The sequence below is a fragment of the Lysinibacillus halotolerans genome, from assembly GCF_003711845.1.
In the GTDB taxonomy this organism is placed as follows: Bacteria; Bacillota; Bacilli; order Bacillales_A; family Planococcaceae; genus Ureibacillus; species Ureibacillus halotolerans.
Map to the genome: position 1 here is coordinate 1 of NZ_RHLQ01000041.1, position 20,323 is coordinate 20,323.

The window sequence follows — 20,323 nt, forward strand, 5'->3', positions numbered from 1 at the left end:
GTGGTGACTTAATTTTATCAGAAGTGGTCCTTATTTTTTATTTAAAATAATCAAAGCCGGTGAAATTTTACTTATCGTAAAATTTCACCGGCTTTTCATTTCAGAGGTGGGTTTTGTCCCATCCTCTTTCAAAAAAGTATGTTCAAATTATAAATTAGAAGGAATCGTAAAAGATGCGCCAACTTCTGCATCTTGATCTAAAACTAAAATTCCTTTAGCTGATGGCGCATTCGGAATTGCTAATTCACGTGCTGAGCAAAGCATTCCACTTGATGCGACTCCACGTAATTCAGATTGTTTAATCACTAATCCAGATGGCATTACAGCACCTATTTTTGCTACAACGACTTTTTGTCCCGCTTCAACATTTGGTGCACCACAAACGATTTGTAACAGTTCATCCCCTACATTTACTTTACAAATACTTAACTTATCAGCATTTGGATGTTTTTCCTTTTCTTCTACATAACCGATAACAAATTTAGGAGAAAAATCGACATCTAATGAGATAGAAACATTGTTTGCTTTCATTGCTTCCTCAATTTTTTGTACAAGTTCTGGGTTTACTTCCACATTCCCTTGAACGTTTAAGTCCATATATTTACTTGCATTAAATAAATTGAAAGCTTTTATTTCACCAGTTGCTTTCTCTTTTAAAATAGCGAAATCTCCTACTTTTTCAACTTCAGTATGAACGATTTTTTCTGTAGCTAGTTGGACTAAAAGTACATCTCCAACAAATTGTTTATTATAAGCGGCGATCATTGGTCATCTTGCTCCTTTTTTACTCTGTTTTTTGCCAATATAAAGATTGGTTCTAATTCTCCTTTATCATAAACGAAAGATAAGGAAGTAATCGGTACTGCACCTACGGAAAAGAAGTGCATCGTCATTTGCGCTAATACATCATACCCTACTTCGTTCCGAATATCACCAATAATTAGAACATCTTGGTGGGGAACAGACAACGTCATGTCCCCTTCTATTTTTGATTCCATCTCTTTTAAAAAGGATTCATTTAAAATACGACTTGCATCATATCCATCATTTTCATTTAAGAAATAAAAAATATTGCCCGCTACTTCATCTTTTTTCGTATTTGTCGGTAATTTTCGAACGGAAAAACGAGCTGCTTCTCTAATTTGATTTGCCGAAACGTTTAATTTCTCTAACATCGACTCATCAATTAATCGGTAAGTTGTTCCTAAATCTAACGCATAAAAGATACGCGTTTCCGCAGTGTGATCCGTTGTGATGAAGGTATGTCCTTCATTGGATTTTAACGGGAAAGAAGTGGAACGTATAACAGGGTATACTAAAGATAAATCATGGAATCCTTCAGCTCGTTCCTTTTCCATCGCCTGAAAGGTTTGTTCGATCGTATAGACAACCTCATCGATGGCTTTTTCTTTTATCGTTTGATATTTGGCGATAATTTCAGGAAGGGAAATATCCATCCCTCGATTTAATGATTTATGATTAAGTCGCAACATATCTTTTTCTTTATCAAAATGAAATTCAAATTGCTCCGTACTTAAGCGCAATTTCAATTGTTCTACTAACTCTTTTGATTTCAACTTCATCACATCCTTTCTTATTTTACAATACTTGCTTTTCTTTACCAATCGATGCAGTAAAATTTTTTCACAAAAATTGCAAGTACAAAAATAAACGGTTCACATAAAGTGAACCGTACTTTTAAAGTATTACCCTTATTGTAGCAAAAGTTTAGTTTTTTAGTCGATTAGTTTGTCTGCTAACTTCCATTATTACTTTTCAAGTAACTTTACAGAACGAACGATTGTCATCATATCTACTAGTTTCTCATCTATATTTTTATCTTCTGAGATAGTAGACATTTTAATACCACCACAACTTACGACAAGTTCAAATTGTTCTTCATCATGTTCAATCACTGCAGTAAATCCAAAGGCACCATCAAATTCGACTGTTTCTTCCTTGATAATATGTTTTGTTTTATCATCTTTTAATAATTGATAATGTAGTTTGCTATCTTCCGTTTCATTTTGATTCACAAAAAGAATATAACTATCCTGTCCTTTTGTCACAATGAAATTATTGGGATCTTCACTATTTTCAGCCTTGTAACCCGATGGAACATATAATTCGATTCCCTCAAGCTTTGTATTTGGTTCTTGGGGATTTTCTTCAAAAACAGTTTGAGCGCTTGCCACACCAGAATCTATTTGCTCTTCGACAGTTTTTCCACAGCCTGTTAAAGCGAACAATAACAATAAACACGCTGTAGCTAGAAGCCATTTACGTTTCATATGTACTCCTCTCTTTCTATTCTATTAATATTAAATGATAAATAGGTCATGATGCAAGAGTCATGTTTTTAGTAATATTTTCATAGAGTTATTTATTAGTATTTAATAAAAATAAATATTGTCCTATTAACAACTTCACAATATGTTCAAACATTTCCGTTCGATCAACTAGACCTGCTGTAAAAACACCAACAGCTCCTGAAGAAGAACGTGTATCCTTTTGCTTCGTATAGTCATCCATAACCGGACCTAATTCTCTACCCGCTCTCAATTGTACAGCAATTTCATCTGGTAATAAAAATTGGGCACCGCTAGCTGTAATAATCGTACCATCTTTTAATGCCATTGCTCCCCAATTACAGCAGTACATTTGACCATCCATTTCATGTACACCACCTTCAAGTCCGAAGTTCAAATCAGCTCCTGAAGCATTTAATGTATGAAGGGCACGATTGATTGCACCTTGTCTCGTCTCATCATTAGAAAAAGGCTGTTCCGAAACATCTGAAGGAACCGCAAATTGCTCAAATTCCAAGTTGTCAAAATACATACTTACGATATTCGTAATAGCTAATGTTTTTGCTCTATTTTTCGTACCAATTGCAACAAACAAAATTGTCATCTCCTCATCAACACTTTTACTGGACGTTCCACTCAATAAAAAAGATGCCCCATTTGGCACCTTTCTTCTTAGTAATTTTAACCATTGTTTATAATTGTATCCACTGTACTTCTATCAAGGGTTCTCACAAGTTTCACAAGCAACTCTTTTGCAGCCGCATAATCATCGACATGAATGATCGAAGCAGAAGTATGGATGTAGCGGGAACAAATGCCAATAACCGTACTTGGAATTCCTTCATTGGAAATATGTACTTTACCTGCATCAGTACCACCATTAGATACAAAATATTGATACGGTATATCATTTGTCTCAGCCGTATCTAAAATAAATTCACGTAATCCACGGTGGGTAACCATCGTTGGATCATAAATTCGTAATAACGTCCCTTTTCCTAATTGACCAAATTGGGTTTTATCACCCGTTGTATCATTGGCTGCAGAAGCATCTAGGGCGAAGAAAATGTCAGGTTTAATCATGTTTGCAGATACTTGTGCCCCGCGTAATCCAACTTCTTCCATTACGTTTGAACCTGAATATAGGTTGTTTACTACTTTTTCGTCTTTTAACTCTTTTAACAATTCGATCGCCAAACCACAACCATATCGGTTATCCCAAGCTTTCGCCATAATTTTTTTCGGGTTTGCCATCGGTGTAAATGGACAAATTGGGATAATTGATTGACCTGGTCGAATACCCATTTGTAGTGCATCTTCTTTACTGTCTGCTCCTACGTCAATTAACATATCTTTAATTTCCATCGTATGATTTTTGTCAGTACCTCTTAATAAATGAGGTGGAATGGAAGCAATTACACCAGGAATTTCTTGTTCCTTTGCATAAACAGTTACTCTTTGGGCTTGTAACACTTGATTAGACCAACCGCCTAATGGCTGAAAGCGAAGCATCCCGTTTTCTGTAATATCTTTTACCATGAAAGATACTTCATCCATATGGCCTGCCACTAATATTTTGGGTGCATTGTCATTTTCCGCTTTTCTTACACCGAAAATGCCACCTAAATTATCTTGAATAATTTCATCTGCATACTTTTCTAGTTCCCCACGCATAAATTTTCGAACAGCGGATTCATTGCCAGGGGCACCAGGTAACTCCGTTAATGTTTTAAATAATTGTAATGTTTCAGTATTCATAAAAGAACACTCCCTAATTTTTTTAATCTTTTCTCTATTCTATCATATATATTTCGTAATTCGAATTGTATCATTGGAAAATTTACAAACTCACTATTAAAAACGGGTTTTTTATAGCATAGACCAGTTAATATTTCTATCCATAGACCACTCTCTTTGTATGATTGAACAAGACTTCTGTTTTAATTGGTGTTAAAATAAGGAATAGTTTAAAGGAGGATGGCAAATGAAATTAAGAGATTTTTTAATAGGTGTGGCCACGGGTTTAGCTGCATCCATTATCATTAAAGAAACATCTGAAAGAATTTCGCCTTTTGTACCCGCCAATCAAGTACTAGACAATGTAAAAACAGAGTTTAAAAAAGAAAGCCCTATTGATGGTTCTTGGATTTATATGAAAACAGAAGATTATAATAATGGTATTATGACCATTCCCGTATACCGTGGAGGAATTACTAGAGTATTAAATGGTGAATTGGAAACATTTGAATTTGCAGCAGATGCTCGTTCAGGAGTAGTTGTTGAATTATTAAAAGTGTAATTTCTTCATAGAGAAAGAGGCTGTTTGAAATGATCAAACAGCCCTTTTTTTATACATTTGTTTCAAATTGAATTCGTGCTTCTTTATTTCGTTTCAATGAGTCGGTCACTTCTTTTCCATCGGCACTCCATTGAATCATTCGATAATAAGCATCATGATAGAAAATAAATTTATACCCTTCTGCTAAAGCTTCTTTCATTATTTTTTCTTTAGCAAACACACTTGTCATCGGGTAATCATCATATGCTAATACCCATAAAGGGTTTTGATGGGCATGGGTTGGCATAATGTCCGCCATATGAATTAGCGTTTCCCCGTTTTGAGTTAACTTTATAATCGCATGTCCATCACTATGTCCACCTGTATGAACCATTTCAATTCCAGGGGCTATCGTTAAGGATTCGGAGAAAGTCTCAACTTGATGTTGAACCGGTTCCCAATTTTCTTTCCAATACGTATTTTTGGATCGTATATTTGGATTACGCATTTCATCCCATTCAATTTGCGTTGTATAAATTTTCGCCTTCGGGAATGTAGATACGAGTGTGTCCCCTTCCCAACGAGTTAATCCCCCAGCATGGTCAAAATGAAGGTGGGTCATTAGCACATAATCAATATCTTCTGCAGTAAGTCCCAATTGGTCCAAGCTTTCTAAAATCGTTGATTCTTCTGTAACACCAAAGTTTCGAAGTTGTTTTTCTGTTAACTTATTAAACCCAACACCACTATCAATTAAATAATTTTTCCCCTCGTATTGAATTAAAATCGGTTCACAAGCTAATTCAATTTGATTTTTGTCATTGACTGGATACTTTCTTGACCAAAGTGGTTTTGGTACGACTCCAAACATTGCTCCGCCATCTAAAGAAGTGACGCCCCCATTAAGCCATGTTAAGGACATATTGTGAAATTGTAGTTGATCCATCCCTATCTCCCCTTTGTTCTTATATTTATTTAAAAATTCGATTGAACGACAATCGAATTCAAAATAAACGATTTACATTATTTCTTCGTTATAAATTGAGATTCTAAACGATAGATTGGCTGACCTTTGGCAGAAAACTTTTCTTCATATTCTGTCATAATATTGTCTTCCGGCATATTGGCATGTAAATCTAACGAAACATATTTCAATAACATTCCATATTCCGACATACTAACAAGGGAATATTCAAATAAGCCACGATTATCCGTTTTAAAATGAATTTCCCCATTATCCACTAAAATGGACTCATATAACTTCAAAAATCCTTCGTGGGTTAAACGACGTTTTGCATGACGCGTTTTAGGCCAAGGATCTGAGAAATTTAAATACACTCGACTTACATCATTTTTAGCAAAATATTTTGCTAAATCGGCTCCATTTACTTTTAATAATCGTAAATTTGGTGGAGTATTAGCATCTAACACTTTTTCCAACGCACTCACAATGACACTATCGTATAGTTCAATACCGATATAGTTAATATTAGGGTTAGCTAGAGCCATTCCTGTAACAAATTGACCTTTTCCTGTACCTACTTCAATATGCAGTGGGTTGTCGTTTCCAAAAACTTCTTTCCACTTTCCTTTATATTCTTCAGGATTTGGAATAATAACTTCTGGATGATTTGTAATAAATTCTTCAGCCCACGGTTTATTTCTTAATCTCACTACTAAATCCTCATTTCTAGATGTCCTAATTTCATTTTATTATAGCTTATTTTTCTTACTTTTTCATAAACTCGCTATTTCTTTTTATCGACATCCAACTTTTCTTTTGGACAACGTAATCTATGCGTGAATTATTTTTTGTCACACCCATCACTTCTCCATCGGCATGACAAGGTAATTCATCGTTTATGTACAAAGTAAATTGGTCGCCCTTCTGCTGAACGACTTCTTGTAATCTCGTATGGCTACCAAAAAATACAGTGACAAACATTAGTAATAATTTTAATCTTGAAAGGTTATACACAATGGTCAATTCTAATTTCCCATCCATTGGATCAGATTGAGGTGAGATTTTCATCCCTCCTCCGAAATACGGTTGATTGGAAACCGTTGCAAACCAAACCTTTTCATACTTTCTTTGACTACCATTTTGTTCAACCGTTAATGTAAATAATTTAAATGTAAATAGACCGAGCAACACAAAATAAACATAACTAAACTTACCAAGTCCCATTTTGTTCAGTCGTTTTTTTATAGTAGAATGGTTCGCCAGTTTAGCTACAAAGGCATCGAAACCAATTCCTGAATTGTTCACAAAATGAATTGATTGTCCAGTGCTCCATTTGACCATTCCGCTATCAAACTGTTGCAAAGATTGTTCATTTCCTTTTATAAATTCATCTATTTCATAAGCAGTATGGAATGTAAAATATTCCCTTGAAAAGTCGTTACCAGAACCTGCACCAATTGCTCCAACATATACATGATTAAAACCAATCACACCATTTACGACTTCATGGATTGTTCCATCTCCCCCAACGGCTATCAAAAGTATTTTTTGTCCAGTTAGTTGAAAATTGCTAGCAATCTTTCTAGCAATGGTAGTAGCATGTCCATGATGATTTGTTATGTAAAAAGAAAAAGGGGTATGTAGTTCTTTCCTTAACTTTTCCCAAACTTTTTTCCCTTTTCCATTGCCAGCTTGCTCATTAATAATAAAAAACAATTCCACTTTTATTGCTCCTGTTGTTCCACTTTCCAAATATCACGGTTAAAGGAAGTCGTTTGTACCGTCTGTAAAATTGCTTGAGCTGCTTGCATTTGCATCCGTTTCATCGGTGAAGAATAGCGGGATAATTGGTTCATCCATTGGGAAAGTTCTCGTTTATCAATGAATTGAACATTAAAAACAGAACCTGGATAATCAAAATATCCATTTCTTGAAAGGAGCACTTTTCGAATTGGCATGTCAACGTTATTTGCAGCAAATAACTGAGTAATAATAGACTCCATCCGATTTAATTGAATTAATGGATTCAACATTTTTTTCGATGTTTTCCCTATCTTTTTTGTCCAAAAACGATCGCTATTCCCAACAAATACTGCTTGCTCTTCTTGTTCCACTAATGTAATGCATAAACATTCTGTTGGTGTTAATAAAATAATATCTAATTCAACAGGTGCTTTCTTTACCTTTATGATTGGATAATACAGTACTAAAAAGCTATCCGGTAAACGTTGAAGAATAGTTCGAAGTAACGAATCTCTTAAAAATTTCGGATCCACATAAGATTTTTCCCTTAAAGTTGAACTTGCCCATTTAATTTGAAAATGAAAAAATTGATCCATGAACATTTTTTTCAGTTCTTCTATCGAAGTTGGTTGGTACACAATTTTCGGTTCAAAAAATAACGTTGTTTCTTCCTCAGGAATTTCTTCCTCCGGATTCATTAGCTCATTCGAAACATCTACATCTTCTATATTTTCAATTTCTTTTGTCTCTTTTTTCAGCTTTAGTTTTTCGAAAAAAGAAAAAGTTTTTTTGCCCTGTCGTGTGTCTTCATCGGATTCAATATGTTGCCACTCCGGTGTTTCTTCACCAGAAAGCCATTGTTGTTTCACACGTTCCCATTGACTTTTTTTCAAACGAACAAATTGAGTTGGATATCTTGATAAATCGATTTGGTATCTTGAAATGTAATCTTGTAGTTTCACTAATTGAGCCAAAAAAAACACTCCTATTCTTTAAATCCCCACTTCAATTTTACATGAGGAAACGCAAAAAAAATAGTGGATAGGTGATGTCCTACCCACTAATAAACTCAATGAATTATTTTGACAAATTTACTTGAAATTGTTGAGGAAGCTTTGTTTCAAATTGTGCTTGTAATTTACGAGTCCATTCTCCAATGACTCCATTATTTATAGCTACCCCTTCTAAATCGATAACTGGTGTAATTTCAGAAGTTGTAGATGACACAAACAATTCATCCATGTTCAATGCTTGCTCTTTTGTAAAAGGTTCTTCCTTCACTGGAAGGTCAATTTCCTTTGCACACGTTAAAATAACATTGCGTGTAATTCCGTTTAAAATGAAGTTATCTGTTGGGTGTGTATATAGGACTCCATCTTTAATACCAAATACGTTTGTAGATGATCCTTCCGTAATAATATCTCCACGATGTAAAATGGCTTCGTAACACCCTTTTTCATAAGCTTCTTGTTTTGCTAATACAGCACCTAATAAATTTAATGATTTAATATCACAACGTAACCAACGAATATCCTCTGCAAAAACTGCTTTCACACCTTTTTCCATATTTTCTGTTGAACGAGGAGCTTCCTTCACATTTCCTGTTAAAACAGGTAATACGTTGTCCCCAGGGAATTGGTGAATACGAGGTGCCGCACCACGAGTAATCTGGAAATAAAGATTTCCTGTTTTAATTTCGTTTGCTTCCACTAATTGGTGTAATAATTGGTGAAGTTTATCCTTTGTAAACGGAATCGTTATTTTAATTTTTTCAGCACTTAAATAAAATCGATCAATATGTTCTGTTGCAGTAAACATTTCACCATCATAAATTTTAATTACTTCATAAACTCCGTCACCGAATTGATAACCTCTATCTTCTTTATCAATCTTTACTTCACTTTCATCCACAATTTTGTCATTCCATAATACAAAGCCCATTTTTTACCATCCTTTAAAATTTTATTTCCCAGCTAACTCAACAATCGTTTCCGCATATATAGCGGCAGCTTTCACTAAATGATCAATCCATACATATTCATCCGCCTGATGCGCCACATCCGGTTCACCTGGGAAAAGCATGCCAAAGGCTACCCCTTTTTTCATCGTCCGCGCATACGTACCTCCACCAGTAGATAACGGTTTTGATTCATCCCCTGTATATTTTCGATATACTTTCAACAAAGTTTGCACAAGTTCATCTTCTTCTGGTACATAGTGGGGAATCGAATTAGATGTCACATCTAAAGCAAATCCTAAATCGGATACTACTTTTGTAGCTTCTGTCATTTTTTCCTCAAATGGATAGCTCACCGAGTAACGCATACTTACTTGAATATGGCCACCCCGTTCATGGTGGAATAATATAACACCAGGGTTTAATGTCGTAGGACCGGACATAATATCTTCAAAATCTAGCTTCATTTTTGTACCCTTGTAGTCCTCACCAAACGTATTGACGATGAAAGAAAGAAATTGGTTACTTGCTGTAGTAGTAATGTAGTTAATCAGAAATTTTGCAAGTAACACAGCCGCATTTCTACCTTTTTCAGGTTCCATCGCATGGGCCGATTTTCCTTTAACCGTTATTATATATCGTCCTTCATCTTGAATAAAAGTACCTTCTGTCGTATTTTCTTCTAAGAATTGTTGAAATTCTTCTTCCACTCCAGAGGTTACATTTTGAATGATCGCTTTTGCATGATCCGGTACCATATTAGAACGTTGTCCTGCCTGAAATGCAATAATTTGTTCATCTGCCGTTACTTGAGCTTTTTGTGAAAAATTAAGCAATGCAATACCTTTCTCAGCATTAATTAATGGAAAGTCAGCGTCTGGTGCAAATCCAATTGTTGGCATTTGTTCCTTTGTAAAGTAATGGGTTACACAACGGAATCCTGATTCTTCATCTGTCCCAATAATCATTCGAACACGTTTATTTAATGAAACGCCCGCATCTTTCACCATTTTCATAGCTAACCATGCTGCAATCGTTGGACCTTTATCATCAATGGCACCTCTGCCAAATAGTTTTCCGTCCACTACTTCCCCTTTAAAAGGAGGATACGTCCAGGAATCTCCTACTGGCACAACATCCACATGACATAAAATTCCGAGCAAGTCGTCGCCTGCTCCCATTTCAATATGACCAGCCACATTATCTACATTTTTCGTTTGAAAGCCTTGTTGTTCACCTTTTGAAAGCATAAATTGTAAAGCCTTTAATGGACCTTGACCAAATGGAGCATCCTCTGTTGCACTCTCTTCATCAAGAACACTTTCAATTTGAATTAACTGTTGTAATTCTGAAATCAATTCTTCTTTTCTAGATTCCGCTAATTTCAACCAATCCATTTAATCACCTCTTTACTTATTACCGATTATTTTACTCTTTCTATTATAAAGTACAAGCTTAATTGTCATATTCGACCGGTGTTTTTCGTATTATCATATTAAAGACTTCGTAAAATTTATAATAATTAACTGAGAATTATGGAAAAATTAATAGTTTACTGATATAATGGCGTTGTCATAGTAAATTACTTGACAAAAAAATATATAAAAAAGGGGATGTCTAAGGCAGAAATTTAATGAGCCAAAGTAGCCTCTGCACTTTTGTCGTCCGCTAGTCTTTTCCATGAGAATTAAGATTGAAGGAGTGGTTCATGATTATGAAACCAACTACTGACAGAATGCTTAATCGTATTAAAGACGTGTATATGTTCATCCTTGATAAAGGGACGGTATCTACACAGGATTTAGTCGAAGAGTTCAATATCACTCCTCGCACCATTCAAAGAGATTTGAATGTGTTAGCCTTTAATGATTTGGTCGAAAGTCCAAGTCGGGGTAAATGGACAACGACGAAGAAAAAAGTAAAATTGACATCTTAGATACAATGCAACAAAAAACCTCCATTTTATGAGGAAAGTTTGCTTAAAACATACATTCAGCTTAGCGAACAATTGTTGCTAGACTTCGTATTATAGATAAAGAAAAAAGAATGACCTGTCGTCGGGGTCATTCTTTTTTTCATCGTTATATTTTTTAATAAATCTCTGTGAATAGTAGATACTAACTTGATACCTTTTCTATTTGATTCTTTCATTTGTTTCGTACTGTAAAAATATTTTCCAAGAAAGTATTTTAAAGAATATCCATTGCAATTTTTGACCAGTTTTCTAGTCTTTCATAAAACGGATTAAGTTTTAATTTTTCAATTGGAAAGAATTGACCTTGTAATTGGTCTGTCTCACGAACTTCAATCACTGTATTTTCATGAACTTCAATAACAACTAAAACACAAAGATGAACCCGACCAACTTCATCCTCATCATCATTAATTAAACCGATTACTTTTAGCTCAGGTTGTTCATTAGTTGTCATGATAAGTTCTTCTTCAAGTTCTCGATTCAAGTTTTCCATTAAAACTTCTTCGAAAGTTTCTAGCTCTTCAAGAGCATTCATATGACCACCAACACCGATTGACAGTTTGTTATGAAGTCGTGTTTCACCGGCACCTTGTAAACGTTCGTAAACAAATATTTCATTACCCCGTTTAATTACTGCATAAGGTATAGGTTGTTTAAAGCTTTCGTCTTCCTCAGCATCCCCACGTCTCATTGTAGTGTAAGTAGCATTGATGTTAGAAACGATTTCTTCTACTAACTTTTTATCTTGAAGAGTTCCTTGAAACGCTAACTCCTCGTTATTGAATAGTTGAGCACGTGGTGCCACAATAATAATTTCATCCATTTTCCCCATTAATTCATTACCTCATTATCTATTCATAGTAAAGATAAACTACGATTTTAATTTTATAATTGCTCTACTTTAGATGAATGGATTAATGTTTCCAATTCATTTTCCGTTAATTCACGATATTCCCCTAGCTTTAATTGTTCATCAAGCATTAAACTACCCATTGATAACCTTTTTAAATACGTTACTTTTTTTCCAACGGATTCAAACATTCTTTTTACTTGATGGAATTTTCCTTCTTGGATGGTTAATTCAATTTCTGACTTCTCACCAGAAGAAAGGATAACAAGTTTTCCAGGCTTTGTAACATAGCCATCATCTAATTCCACACCTTGCTGGAACGCCACGACATCTTCTTCTGTGACAACACCTTCAATTTTCGCATAATAAGTTTTCTGGACATGCTTTTTCGGTGATAGTAAATTATGTGCCAATTGTCCATCGTTTGTAATTAAAAGCAATCCTTCAGTATCCTTATCTAAACGTCCTACTGGGAATGGCTTAAAATGACGAGCAAAAGGATCTAATAAATCAATTACTGTTTTTTCAGCAACATCTTCAGTAGCTGAAATGACCCCTGGAGGTTTATGCATCATAATATAAATGAATTCAGTGTATTGAACCCTTTCTCCATATACACTGACGTCTTGGTTATCTGGATCCACATGCATGGACGCATCCTTTACCGTTACACCATCCACCGTTACACCCTTTTGTTTCAACAGTTGTTTCACTTCTTTTCGTGTACCAAAACCCATATTGGATAATAATTTATCTAATCGCAAAAGTGAGACTCCTCCTACTTAAATCCAAGTTTGTTGCCTAATTTCGTAAATCGTTCTCCTAAAAGTTTTTGTGCAAGTCCTAATCGGAAGGAGGCATACCCATAAATAACAACTCCTACTCCAACACAAATAAGTAAATAAAGGGCTGTAATCCCTTTATTAGTCGGTTCTGCAATGAAGTAAAGTAGTTTATTTGTAGCAATGACTGCAACGGACATGACAAACGTTAAAATAGCGATTAACAATATTCGTCTAAATACAACTTTCGAACGATAATGTAACACTTTATGGATAACAGTGATATTAATGAAAATCGTTACGATATATCCAATTGCAGTAGCTAGTATCGCTCCATCTACTTCCATCGCTTTAATAAGCGGCGTGTTCAACATAAGTTTAATTAACATACCTGTTAATAAACTAAAAATAATCCACTTTTGATAATCGATTCCTTGTAAAATTGCAGCTGTCACAGAGAACAGTGCAAAAAGAATGGCTAATGGTGCATAATGAGCTAAAACTTCTGCTCCCATTTCGCTTTGCTCATACAGTACATGGTATATATCGGGGGCTAATATAGCAATTCCAAAACTAGCCGGTACGGTAATGAACAATAATATTTGATAGGTTTTATCCATCGAATTATGAAGAACGCCATATTCCTCTAGGGTGAAATATTTAGTAATTGTAGGTATTAAAGCCATTGAAAAACCTGTCGCAAGCATCACAGGAATGATGACAATTTTTTGCGTTGTGAAATTCAACATAGTTAAATACGTATCTGTCACCTTAGCCAAACCAATGGAAATCATAGCACTGTTAAAGGTTAACATATCGATTAATTGAAATAAGGAGTTGGACATCCCTACAAATACAATTGGGATCGAATATTGAATAATTTCCTTGTAAATGTCTTTATAAGAAAGTTCCCCTGAAGACACATTATTGAGTAATAGCGTATCCATTTCGGGTTTTAATTTTTTCCAATAGAAATATAAAACGACTAATCCACCAAGGGCACCAACAAAGGCTGCAAATACGGCAAACTTAATAGCTGTTTCTGTTTTACCGTCTAATAGTACGACGACAATAAATGAACCTCCAAGTAAAACAATAATCCGCACAATTTGCTCAACTAATTGGGATACGGAAGTAGGCATGTAATGATTATATCCTTGGAAAAATCCTCGAATTAAACTCATAATCGGAACAGCAAGTAATGCGTAACTAACCCATCGAATCACCGATGCAATTTGTTCAACTGAATAAATTTGTTCGTCATCTTCAATGACAATATTCGCTATCGGGTTTGCCAATAAATTTAATAAAATAAATGACACAACACCTGTTATGAGCATGACAGAAAATCCGGATTTAAAAAGTCTTCTACCTGCTTCATAATCCCCAATTGCATTATATTTGGAAACAAATTTTGAAACTGCTATGGGCAGACCTGAAATCGCAATAGAAAGCATAATGTTGTATGGTATATAGGCATATTGGTATAATCCAACATTTTCTTCGCCGACAATGGAATAGAACGGGAAAACATAAACTAAACCAAGGACTTTCGATAAAAACAGGCCTATCGTTAAAATCGCAGTACCTTTCATTAATGAAGACATAAAAACATTCCAATCTTTATGAAATTAATAAGAATAAAATATGTATATCTTTGAAAAATAAAAGTCGACTGAATTAGTCGACGATTTCAAACAAATATTGTTTCGAAAACGAATCTACATGTTAGTTTACATGTGAAAGTCGATTAACTCAAATAGTTTCTCCATAATTATGTATAATGTGGAGAGTAAGCAATTGGAATTCACAAAAAACTAACAATTAAATTCAGAAAGTGAGACGAACTATGTTAGATGTAATCGTAATTGGCGGCGGTCCATCGGGATTGATGGCAGCAATCGCAGCTGGTGAACAACATAAAAAAGTATTGTTAATTGAAAAAGGAAATAAACTTGGGAAAAAACTTGCGATCTCAGGCGGAGGACGATGTAATGTTACAAATCGTTTGTCCGTAGATGAAATTATACAACATATTCCCGGAAACGGTCGTTTTTTATATAGTCCTTTTACCGTTTATAATAATGAAAATATTATTGAATTTTTTGAAGGACTAGGTGTTCATTTAAAAGAAGAGGATCACGGTCGCATGTTCCCTGTATCAAACCGCGCTCAAGATGTGGTAGATGCCCTTGTTAATGAACTAAAACGACTTCACGTTGAAATTCGACTTCAAACAGCGGTCAGTAAATTATTAATGGATGATGAAAAAATTTTAGGTGTTCGTTTAACAGATGGAACTGAAATTTTATCAAAGTCGGTCGTAGTAGCTGTCGGTGGTAAAGCCGTTCCTCAAACCGGTTCTACTGGAGATGGCTATCCTTGGGCAGAACGAGCTGGTCATACCGTTACCGAACTGTATCCTACTGAAGTTCCTGTAAAATCCAACGAGCCTTTTATTCAATCTAGACAGCTGCAAGGTTTAGCTTTACGGGATGTTGCTGTTTCCGTTTTAAATAAAAAGGGGAAACCTATTGTCACTCACCAAATGGATATGCTCTTTACCCACTTTGGTGTGAGCGGACCTGCTATTTTACGTTGTAGTCAATTTATCGTCAAAGAACGTAAAAAGAACGGCAATGCCCCCGTGAAACTACGAATTCAAACGTTAACTGATTATAACGAAGAAACATGTTTACAATATTTGAATAAGCTTTCAAAGGAAGATCCAAAAAAGGCTGTAAAAAATAGTTGGAAATCCATTGCACCTGAAAGATGGTTATTATTTTTAATGGAACGGGTTGGTATAGATCCATCTAAAACAGCAGCGGAAATAACTCAAGAAAAAATACGGGAGTTAGCCCGTGAGCTTGTTAGTTTTACAATGGATGTTCACGGTACGTTGCCATTGGAAAAAGCATTTGTCACTGGCGGCGGCGTTTCAGTAAAGGAAATTGAGCCGAAAACAATGGCATCGAAAATGAAAAAAGGACTATTTTTCTGTGGTGAAATTTTAGATATTCACGGTTACACAGGTGGATACAACATTACAAGTGCCCTCGTCACTGGAAGAATCGCTGGTATGAGTGCAGGCTCTTTAGAATAAAAAGCAAAAAGTACAATCCAGTTTTTATACTGAATTGTACTTTATTTTTCGTGAGGAACTTCTTAGGCACCTATACAAAGGTTACTCTCCTTCACGAAAATTATTAGTCGAGCTATTATAACCACCTTTACGATAAATTTTTCAGGAATAGTTCCCGTTCCACTTCATTTTTACGGAAACGATCTTGCAATAACTCACCTAATAAAAATAGTCTTCTTTTTTCATCTAATACAGTCGTTTTAATTTTCTTTCTTGCCTTTTGAAGGAAAATTAAATAGTCATCATAGCTATCGTCTAGAAAACTCATAATATCGCGCTTCATTTGTTTAGCTAAAAGAGGGCTCGCTCCTTCTGTTGAAATCGCAATTTTTAACATTCCCCGTTCCAAGAACGCCATATTATAAAAGTTACTATCTTCAGAAGAATCTACGACATTAATAAGTTGATTGTTCAGGCAACTATTTTTCACTTCCTTATTTACATAAGGATCATTTGTTGCTGCTATGACTAAAAAGGCATCTTTTGTATCCCCTTCTTGATAGGAACGGTTTACCCATTCAATTTCTCCATTTACTGCATATGTATATAACGCATCTGTTAACGTTGGACTAATGACGACTATATTCGCTTTTTGCTGCAATAGCTTTTCTGTTTTATGAGTCGCTACTTTCCCACCGCCAATAATTACTACTCGTTTATATTCTAAATTCACCATGATTGGATACATATTATGCCCCCTTTTTAGAAAGGATAGGTCGCCGCCAATAGCGGAACCTATCCTTCATCGTTAAGCTTGATTATGGAAATGACGACCGTCCGTTACAGCTTCCACATATCCTGCACGAATAACGAAATCACCAAAATGCTCTCCTGTTAATCGCTCTTTTGCATAATGTTCAATTATAGGACGAAGAGTTGCTAAAATTTCCTCTTCCCCAATATTTTCTTTATACATTTTATTTAAGCGGGTACCTGTATGGCTAGCACCTAAATAAAGGTTATATTTCCCTGGACCTTTCCCGATGAAACCAATTTCACCCATTGCCGCTCGAGAACAGCCATTCGGACAACCAGACATACGAATCGTAATATCTTGTTCTCGCAAGCCGTTTTCATCTAAAATTGTTTCAATTTTTTCAATTAAAGATGGTAAGTAACGTTCCGCCTCAGCCATCGCTAAACCACAAGTTGGTAAAGCCACACAAGCAATGGAATTACGTCGTAATGCTGAGTAGTGTTCACTATCTGTTAAATGATATTTTTCAATAATTTCATCGATTGCCTTTTTAGCTCGTGGCCCAACATTTGCAATGACAACATTTTGATTTCCAGTAAAACGAAACTCCCCTTTATGAATTTGGGCGATTTCACGTAATGCTGTTTTTAATGGATAATGTTCAAAATCTTTCACACGACCGTTTTGGATAAATAGAGTAAAATGATATTTTCCATCTTCCCCTTTAATCCAACCAAAGCGATCGCCTGTATGCTCAAAAGTATATGGTCTTTCTTCTTCAAACTCATATCCTAATCGTTTCTCGATTTCTTTTTTTACATTTTCTAAACCTAATCGGTCAACAGTATATTTAAATCGAGCGTTTTTACGAACGGAACGATTTCCATAATCCCGTTGTACTGTCATAATTTTTTCACATGCATCGACAACTTTATCTTTTGGAATATAACCGATTAGACGGCTTAATTGTGGATACGTCGCTGTATCCCCATGGGTCATTCCCATACCACCGCCAATTGCGACATTAAAGCCGACTAACTCATCATTTTCCACAACGGCAATTAAACCGATATCTTGTGAAAAAACATCTACATCATTTGCCGGTGGAATGGCAATCGCAATTTTAAATTTACGAGGTAAGTAAAGTGCCCCATAAATCGGTTCTTGCTCTTCCTGTGTATCAACAATTTTTTCTTTATCTAACCATATTTCATAATATGCATTGGAACGTGGTAATAAGTGTTCACTAATTTTCGAAGATAATTCAAAAATTTCTTGATGCAATTTAGATTGATAAGGATTTGCATTACACATCACATTGCGGTTAACATCCCCACAAGCAGCATACGTATCAAATAAAACACTATTTAGTTCTTGCATATGTTTTTTCATATTCCATTTTAAAATGCCGTGGAATTGAACTGTTTGACGAGTTGTAATTTTAAAGGATTGATTGCCATAACGATCCGACAGCTCATCTAATTTTAGCCATTGGGTCGGTGTTGCAACACCACCTGGCATGCGAACACGAACCATAAATTGATAAGCCGGTTCAAGTTTTTGTCGTTCTCGCTCTTGACGAACGTCCCGGTCATCTTGTAAATAACTTCCATGGAATTTCATTAAACGGTTATCCCAATCGGAAATTCCAGCACTTAGCTCATCTTCCATTGATTCAGCCAATGTACCGCGTAAATAATTACTTTCAGCTTTTATTTCTTCCACATCACTTGGTTTACCTTCTTGAGGCGGTAATACTATTTTTTCTACCATACGTACTTCCCCCTTAGTATACATCCCGTTGATAACGTTTTTCTTTTCGCAAATTGTCTAAATACGCTTTTGCTTCTTCTTCTGTTTTATTTCCCTGTTCCGCAATGATATGTAGCAATGTATTATGAACGTCAACAGCCATTGAATCTTTATCTCCACATACGTAGAAAACTGCTCCTTGCTCTAACCATTCATAAATTTCAGCAGCATGTTTTTGTATTTTATGTTGCACATATACTTTTTCAGCTTTGTCACGAGAGAAGGCAACATCAAGTTTCGTTAATACGCCTGATTTTAACCAGCTTTGCCATTCTGTTTGATATAAAAAGTCTGTCATAAAATGCTGATCGCCAAAGAACAACCAATTTTTCCCTTCAGCTCCCCGCTCTTCCCTTTCTTGAATAAAGGAACGGAACGGTGCAACCCCTGTGCCAGGACCAACCATAATAATCGGCGTATCATCAGAAGGCAATTTAAAGTTCGGATTATGTTGAACATAAACACGTACTTTGTCTCCGATTTCTAAACGATCCGCAACTTGTGTTGAACAAACACCTAGTCGTTGTCGTCCATCTACTTCATAGCGTACTGTACCAATTGTGACATGGACTTCATCTGGGTAAGCAGCTAAGCTACTTGAAATGGAGTATTGTCTTGCAGGTATTTTTCTTAATAGGTTCACAAAACTTTGTTCATCCCAACTAAATGGACCGAATGATTCAACAACATCTAATAAGTCACGGCCATGGGTGTATTGTTTAAATAACTCTCGATCAGCAAGTAATGCATGGAATTTTTCGTTTACTGTATAGTCCCCAATTTTTTGCATCACTGGCTTCGACAACACGGTAATTTCAAAAATATCCGTTAACGCTTCTTTTAATGAAATTGTTTTGTCGTCTACCGTTACTTTCGTATCTCGATTAAAGTTTAATGCAGTAATGAGTGAATCGACTAAGTTTTCATTATTAGTTGGGAAAATAGCTAAACTATCTCCAGGTTCAAAGGTAATACCCGAATTTTCTAAGGATATTTCTAAATGAATCGTCTCTTTGTTTGATCCACGACCATTTAAATTAATTTTCTCTAAAATTTCTGCCGTATATGGGTTTTTACGCGAGTATTCAGTAGTTGTCGCTAGAACTGTTGGTGCAGCCTCTTGAACCGTAACTTCGCTTACTTCACCTTCTTGCAATTTTTCTTTTACTGCATCAAACCATTTTGCTGCCGGCTCATCATAATCTAAGTCACAATCAACCCGATCAACAAATCGTTTAGCACCAAGTTTTTCTAACTGTTCATCGAAATCTTTCCCTGTTTTGCAAAAAAATTCATAGGAACTATCCCCTAATGACAAAACAGCAAATTTCACATGATCCAATTTGGGTGCCCGTTTTCCAAATAGGAAATTATAGAACATGATGGCATTATCCGGCGGCTCTCCTTCACCATGAGTACTCGCAACGATAAGTAAGTGGTCAACCTTTTTCAAAGCGTTTGTTTTAAAGTCACTCATGGAAGAAACATTCACTTCAAATCCAGCTTGTTTTAATTGTTCTCCAAATTTTTTAGATAACCCTCCTGCATTACCTGTTTGCGATGCATAGAGAATTGTAATATGTTTCTTCACGTTAACAGGTGTAGATATAACAGCATTATTTGATACTGGTTGATTTCCTTCAATTGAAACTTCTCCAGCTTGCACTGAAACTGCTGCACTTAAATATCCAGTTAACCATATTTTTTGATTGTGTGTTAAATTAGCTAAGACTTCATTTAATTGCTTTACTTGTTGTTCGGTAAAAGGGCTATTAGTTACTTCTAACTTCACTTACGACACACCTCTTCAC

The 20,323-nt window shown here is 35.4% G+C and carries 20 protein-coding genes; 3 read left to right on the forward strand and 17 right to left on the reverse strand.

Features of this window, described 5'->3' with window-relative positions; all coding sequences use genetic code 11:
- Positions 1 to 147 precede the first annotated feature (147 nt).
- The 5 genes from ytpR to EC501_RS14110 form a co-directional block, all read right to left on the reverse strand.
- Entirely contained in the window at positions 148 to 765 is a 618-nt protein-coding gene (gene ytpR / locus EC501_RS14090) for a YtpR family tRNA-binding protein (RefSeq protein WP_122972938.1), read from the reverse strand.
- Positions 762 to 1,577, reverse strand: coding sequence for a DUF1444 domain-containing protein (locus EC501_RS14095; protein ID WP_122972939.1), 816 nt, complete (start codon positions 1,575 to 1,577; stop codon positions 762 to 764). The genes ytpR and EC501_RS14095 overlap by 4 nt, the downstream gene beginning before the upstream one ends.
- A 192-nt stretch (positions 1,578 to 1,769) precedes the next feature.
- Entirely contained in the window at positions 1,770 to 2,291 is a 522-nt protein-coding gene (locus EC501_RS14100) for a hypothetical protein (protein WP_122972940.1), read from the reverse strand.
- Positions 2,292 to 2,379: 88 nt separating this feature from the next.
- Entirely contained in the window at positions 2,380 to 2,913 is a 534-nt protein-coding gene (locus EC501_RS14105) for a DUF84 family protein (protein WP_122972963.1), read from the reverse strand.
- A gap of 77 nt (positions 2,914 to 2,990) precedes the next feature.
- The gene (locus tag EC501_RS14110; protein WP_122972941.1) at positions 2,991 to 4,067 is read right to left on the reverse strand and encodes a M42 family metallopeptidase; all 1,077 of its coding nucleotides are present in this window, start codon (positions 4,065 to 4,067) and stop codon (positions 2,991 to 2,993) included.
- A 226-nt stretch (positions 4,068 to 4,293) separates the two neighbouring features.
- On the opposite strand from EC501_RS14110, the gene EC501_RS14115 reads away from it, so the two are divergent.
- A complete protein-coding gene (locus EC501_RS14115) occupies positions 4,294 to 4,608 on the forward strand; it encodes a hypothetical protein (protein WP_122972942.1) in 315 nt (104 codons plus the stop codon).
- A 49-nt stretch (positions 4,609 to 4,657) separates the two neighbouring features.
- Here the strand turns inward: EC501_RS14115 and EC501_RS14120 are convergent, their stop codons facing one another.
- From EC501_RS14120 to pepV, 6 genes are all read right to left on the reverse strand, one after another.
- Positions 4,658 to 5,533, reverse strand: a complete 876-nt coding sequence (locus tag EC501_RS14120) for a YtnP family quorum-quenching lactonase (protein WP_122972943.1) — start codon at positions 5,531 to 5,533, stop codon at positions 4,658 to 4,660.
- Positions 5,534 to 5,610: 77 nt separating this feature from the next.
- Complete coding sequence (gene trmB, locus EC501_RS14125; RefSeq protein ID WP_122972944.1) at positions 5,611 to 6,261, reverse strand: tRNA (guanosine(46)-N7)-methyltransferase TrmB; 651 nt, start codon at positions 6,259 to 6,261, stop codon at positions 5,611 to 5,613.
- Between the two features lie 55 nt (positions 6,262 to 6,316).
- Positions 6,317 to 7,273 (reverse strand): diacylglycerol/lipid kinase family protein, encoded by a 957-nt coding sequence (locus EC501_RS14130; RefSeq protein WP_158599719.1) that lies wholly within the window; start codon positions 7,271 to 7,273, stop codon positions 6,317 to 6,319.
- A 2-nt stretch (positions 7,274 to 7,275) separates the two neighbouring features.
- The gene (locus EC501_RS14135; protein WP_122972946.1) at positions 7,276 to 8,268 is read right to left on the reverse strand and encodes a nuclease-related domain-containing protein; all 993 of its coding nucleotides are present in this window, start codon (positions 8,266 to 8,268) and stop codon (positions 7,276 to 7,278) included.
- Positions 8,269 to 8,371: 103 nt separating this feature from the next.
- Entirely contained in the window at positions 8,372 to 9,235 is an 864-nt protein-coding gene (gene dat, locus EC501_RS14140; protein WP_122972947.1) for a D-amino-acid transaminase, read from the reverse strand.
- A 21-nt stretch (positions 9,236 to 9,256) separates the two neighbouring features.
- Positions 9,257 to 10,648 carry a dipeptidase PepV gene (pepV, locus tag EC501_RS14145; RefSeq protein WP_122972948.1) on the reverse strand — a complete coding sequence of 464 codons (1,392 nt, stop codon included), beginning with the start codon at positions 10,646 to 10,648 and terminating at the stop codon, positions 9,257 to 9,259.
- 317 nt (positions 10,649 to 10,965) lie between these two features.
- Here pepV and EC501_RS14150 point away from each other — a divergent pair, with 317 nt between their 5' ends.
- On the forward strand, positions 10,966 to 11,187 hold the full coding sequence (locus EC501_RS14150; protein ID WP_121212652.1) for a DeoR family transcriptional regulator: 222 nt from the start codon (positions 10,966 to 10,968) through the stop codon (positions 11,185 to 11,187).
- Between the two features lie 253 nt (positions 11,188 to 11,440).
- Here EC501_RS14150 and EC501_RS14155 read toward each other — a convergent pair whose 3' ends face one another.
- Genes EC501_RS14155 through EC501_RS14165 form a run of 3 tightly spaced genes read right to left on the reverse strand, consistent with a single transcriptional unit; the run spans position 11,441 to position 14,465 of the window.
- Positions 11,441 to 12,058 carry a hypothetical protein gene (locus EC501_RS14155; RefSeq protein WP_122972949.1) on the reverse strand — a complete coding sequence of 206 codons (618 nt, stop codon included), beginning with the start codon at positions 12,056 to 12,058 and terminating at the stop codon, positions 11,441 to 11,443.
- A 53-nt stretch (positions 12,059 to 12,111) separates the two neighbouring features.
- Positions 12,112 to 12,840, reverse strand: a complete 729-nt coding sequence (locus tag EC501_RS14160) for a pseudouridine synthase (RefSeq protein ID WP_122972950.1) — start codon at positions 12,838 to 12,840, stop codon at positions 12,112 to 12,114.
- A gap of 14 nt (positions 12,841 to 12,854) precedes the next feature.
- The gene (locus EC501_RS14165; protein ID WP_122972951.1) at positions 12,855 to 14,465 is read right to left on the reverse strand and encodes a putative polysaccharide biosynthesis protein; all 1,611 of its coding nucleotides are present in this window, start codon (positions 14,463 to 14,465) and stop codon (positions 12,855 to 12,857) included.
- A gap of 242 nt (positions 14,466 to 14,707) precedes the next feature.
- Here EC501_RS14165 and EC501_RS14170 point away from each other — a divergent pair, with 242 nt between their 5' ends.
- The gene (locus EC501_RS14170; RefSeq protein ID WP_122972952.1) at positions 14,708 to 15,964 is read left to right on the forward strand and encodes a BaiN/RdsA family NAD(P)/FAD-dependent oxidoreductase; all 1,257 of its coding nucleotides are present in this window, start codon (positions 14,708 to 14,710) and stop codon (positions 15,962 to 15,964) included.
- A 127-nt stretch (positions 15,965 to 16,091) separates the two neighbouring features.
- Here the strand turns inward: EC501_RS14170 and EC501_RS14175 are convergent, their stop codons facing one another.
- From EC501_RS14175 to EC501_RS14185, 3 genes are read right to left on the reverse strand one after another with little or no spacing between them, the layout of a single operon-like run.
- Positions 16,092 to 16,691, reverse strand: a complete 600-nt coding sequence (locus tag EC501_RS14175; RefSeq protein WP_122972953.1) for an NAD(P)-binding protein — start codon at positions 16,689 to 16,691, stop codon at positions 16,092 to 16,094.
- A gap of 60 nt (positions 16,692 to 16,751) precedes the next feature.
- The gene (cysI, locus tag EC501_RS14180; RefSeq protein WP_122972954.1) at positions 16,752 to 18,473 is read right to left on the reverse strand and encodes an assimilatory sulfite reductase (NADPH) hemoprotein subunit; all 1,722 of its coding nucleotides are present in this window, start codon (positions 18,471 to 18,473) and stop codon (positions 16,752 to 16,754) included.
- A gap of 13 nt (positions 18,474 to 18,486) precedes the next feature.
- Positions 18,487 to 20,304 carry an assimilatory sulfite reductase (NADPH) flavoprotein subunit gene (locus EC501_RS14185; protein WP_122972955.1) on the reverse strand — a complete coding sequence of 606 codons (1,818 nt, stop codon included), beginning with the start codon at positions 20,302 to 20,304 and terminating at the stop codon, positions 18,487 to 18,489.
- Positions 20,305 to 20,323 lie beyond the last annotated feature (19 nt).

Bases quoted from the DNA above. Each gene is read 5' to 3' on its own strand.
- dat (WP_122972947.1), bottom strand. From the start codon at position 9,235: ATGGGCTTTGTATTATGGAATGACAAAATTGTGGATGAAAGTGAAGTA.
- EC501_RS14170 (WP_122972952.1), top strand. From the start codon at position 14,708: ATGTTAGATGTAATCGTAATTGGCGGCGGTCCATCGGGATTGATGGCA.
- EC501_RS14100 (WP_122972940.1), bottom strand. From the start codon at position 2,291: ATGAAACGTAAATGGCTTCTAGCTACAGCGTGTTTATTGTTATTGTTC.
- pepV (WP_122972948.1), bottom strand. From the start codon at position 10,648: ATGGATTGGTTGAAATTAGCGGAATCTAGAAAAGAAGAATTGATTTCA.
- EC501_RS14150 (WP_121212652.1), top strand. From the start codon at position 10,966: ATGAAACCAACTACTGACAGAATGCTTAATCGTATTAAAGACGTGTAT.
- EC501_RS14165 (WP_122972951.1), bottom strand. From the start codon at position 14,465: ATGTCTTCATTAATGAAAGGTACTGCGATTTTAACGATAGGCCTGTTT.
- EC501_RS14120 (WP_122972943.1), bottom strand. From the start codon at position 5,533: ATGGATCAACTACAATTTCACAATATGTCCTTAACATGGCTTAATGGG.
- EC501_RS14175 (WP_122972953.1), bottom strand. From the start codon at position 16,691: ATGTATCCAATCATGGTGAATTTAGAATATAAACGAGTAGTAATTATT.
- EC501_RS14115 (WP_122972942.1), top strand. From the start codon at position 4,294: ATGAAATTAAGAGATTTTTTAATAGGTGTGGCCACGGGTTTAGCTGCA.
- EC501_RS14155 (WP_122972949.1), bottom strand. From the start codon at position 12,058: ATGGGGAAAATGGATGAAATTATTATTGTGGCACCACGTGCTCAACTA.
- EC501_RS14105 (WP_122972963.1), bottom strand. From the start codon at position 2,913: ATGACAATTTTGTTTGTTGCAATTGGTACGAAAAATAGAGCAAAAACA.
- ytpR (WP_122972938.1), bottom strand. From the start codon at position 765: ATGATCGCCGCTTATAATAAACAATTTGTTGGAGATGTACTTTTAGTC.
- EC501_RS14110 (WP_122972941.1), bottom strand. From the start codon at position 4,067: ATGAATACTGAAACATTACAATTATTTAAAACATTAACGGAGTTACCT.
- cysI (WP_122972954.1), bottom strand. From the start codon at position 18,473: ATGGTAGAAAAAATAGTATTACCGCCTCAAGAAGGTAAACCAAGTGAT.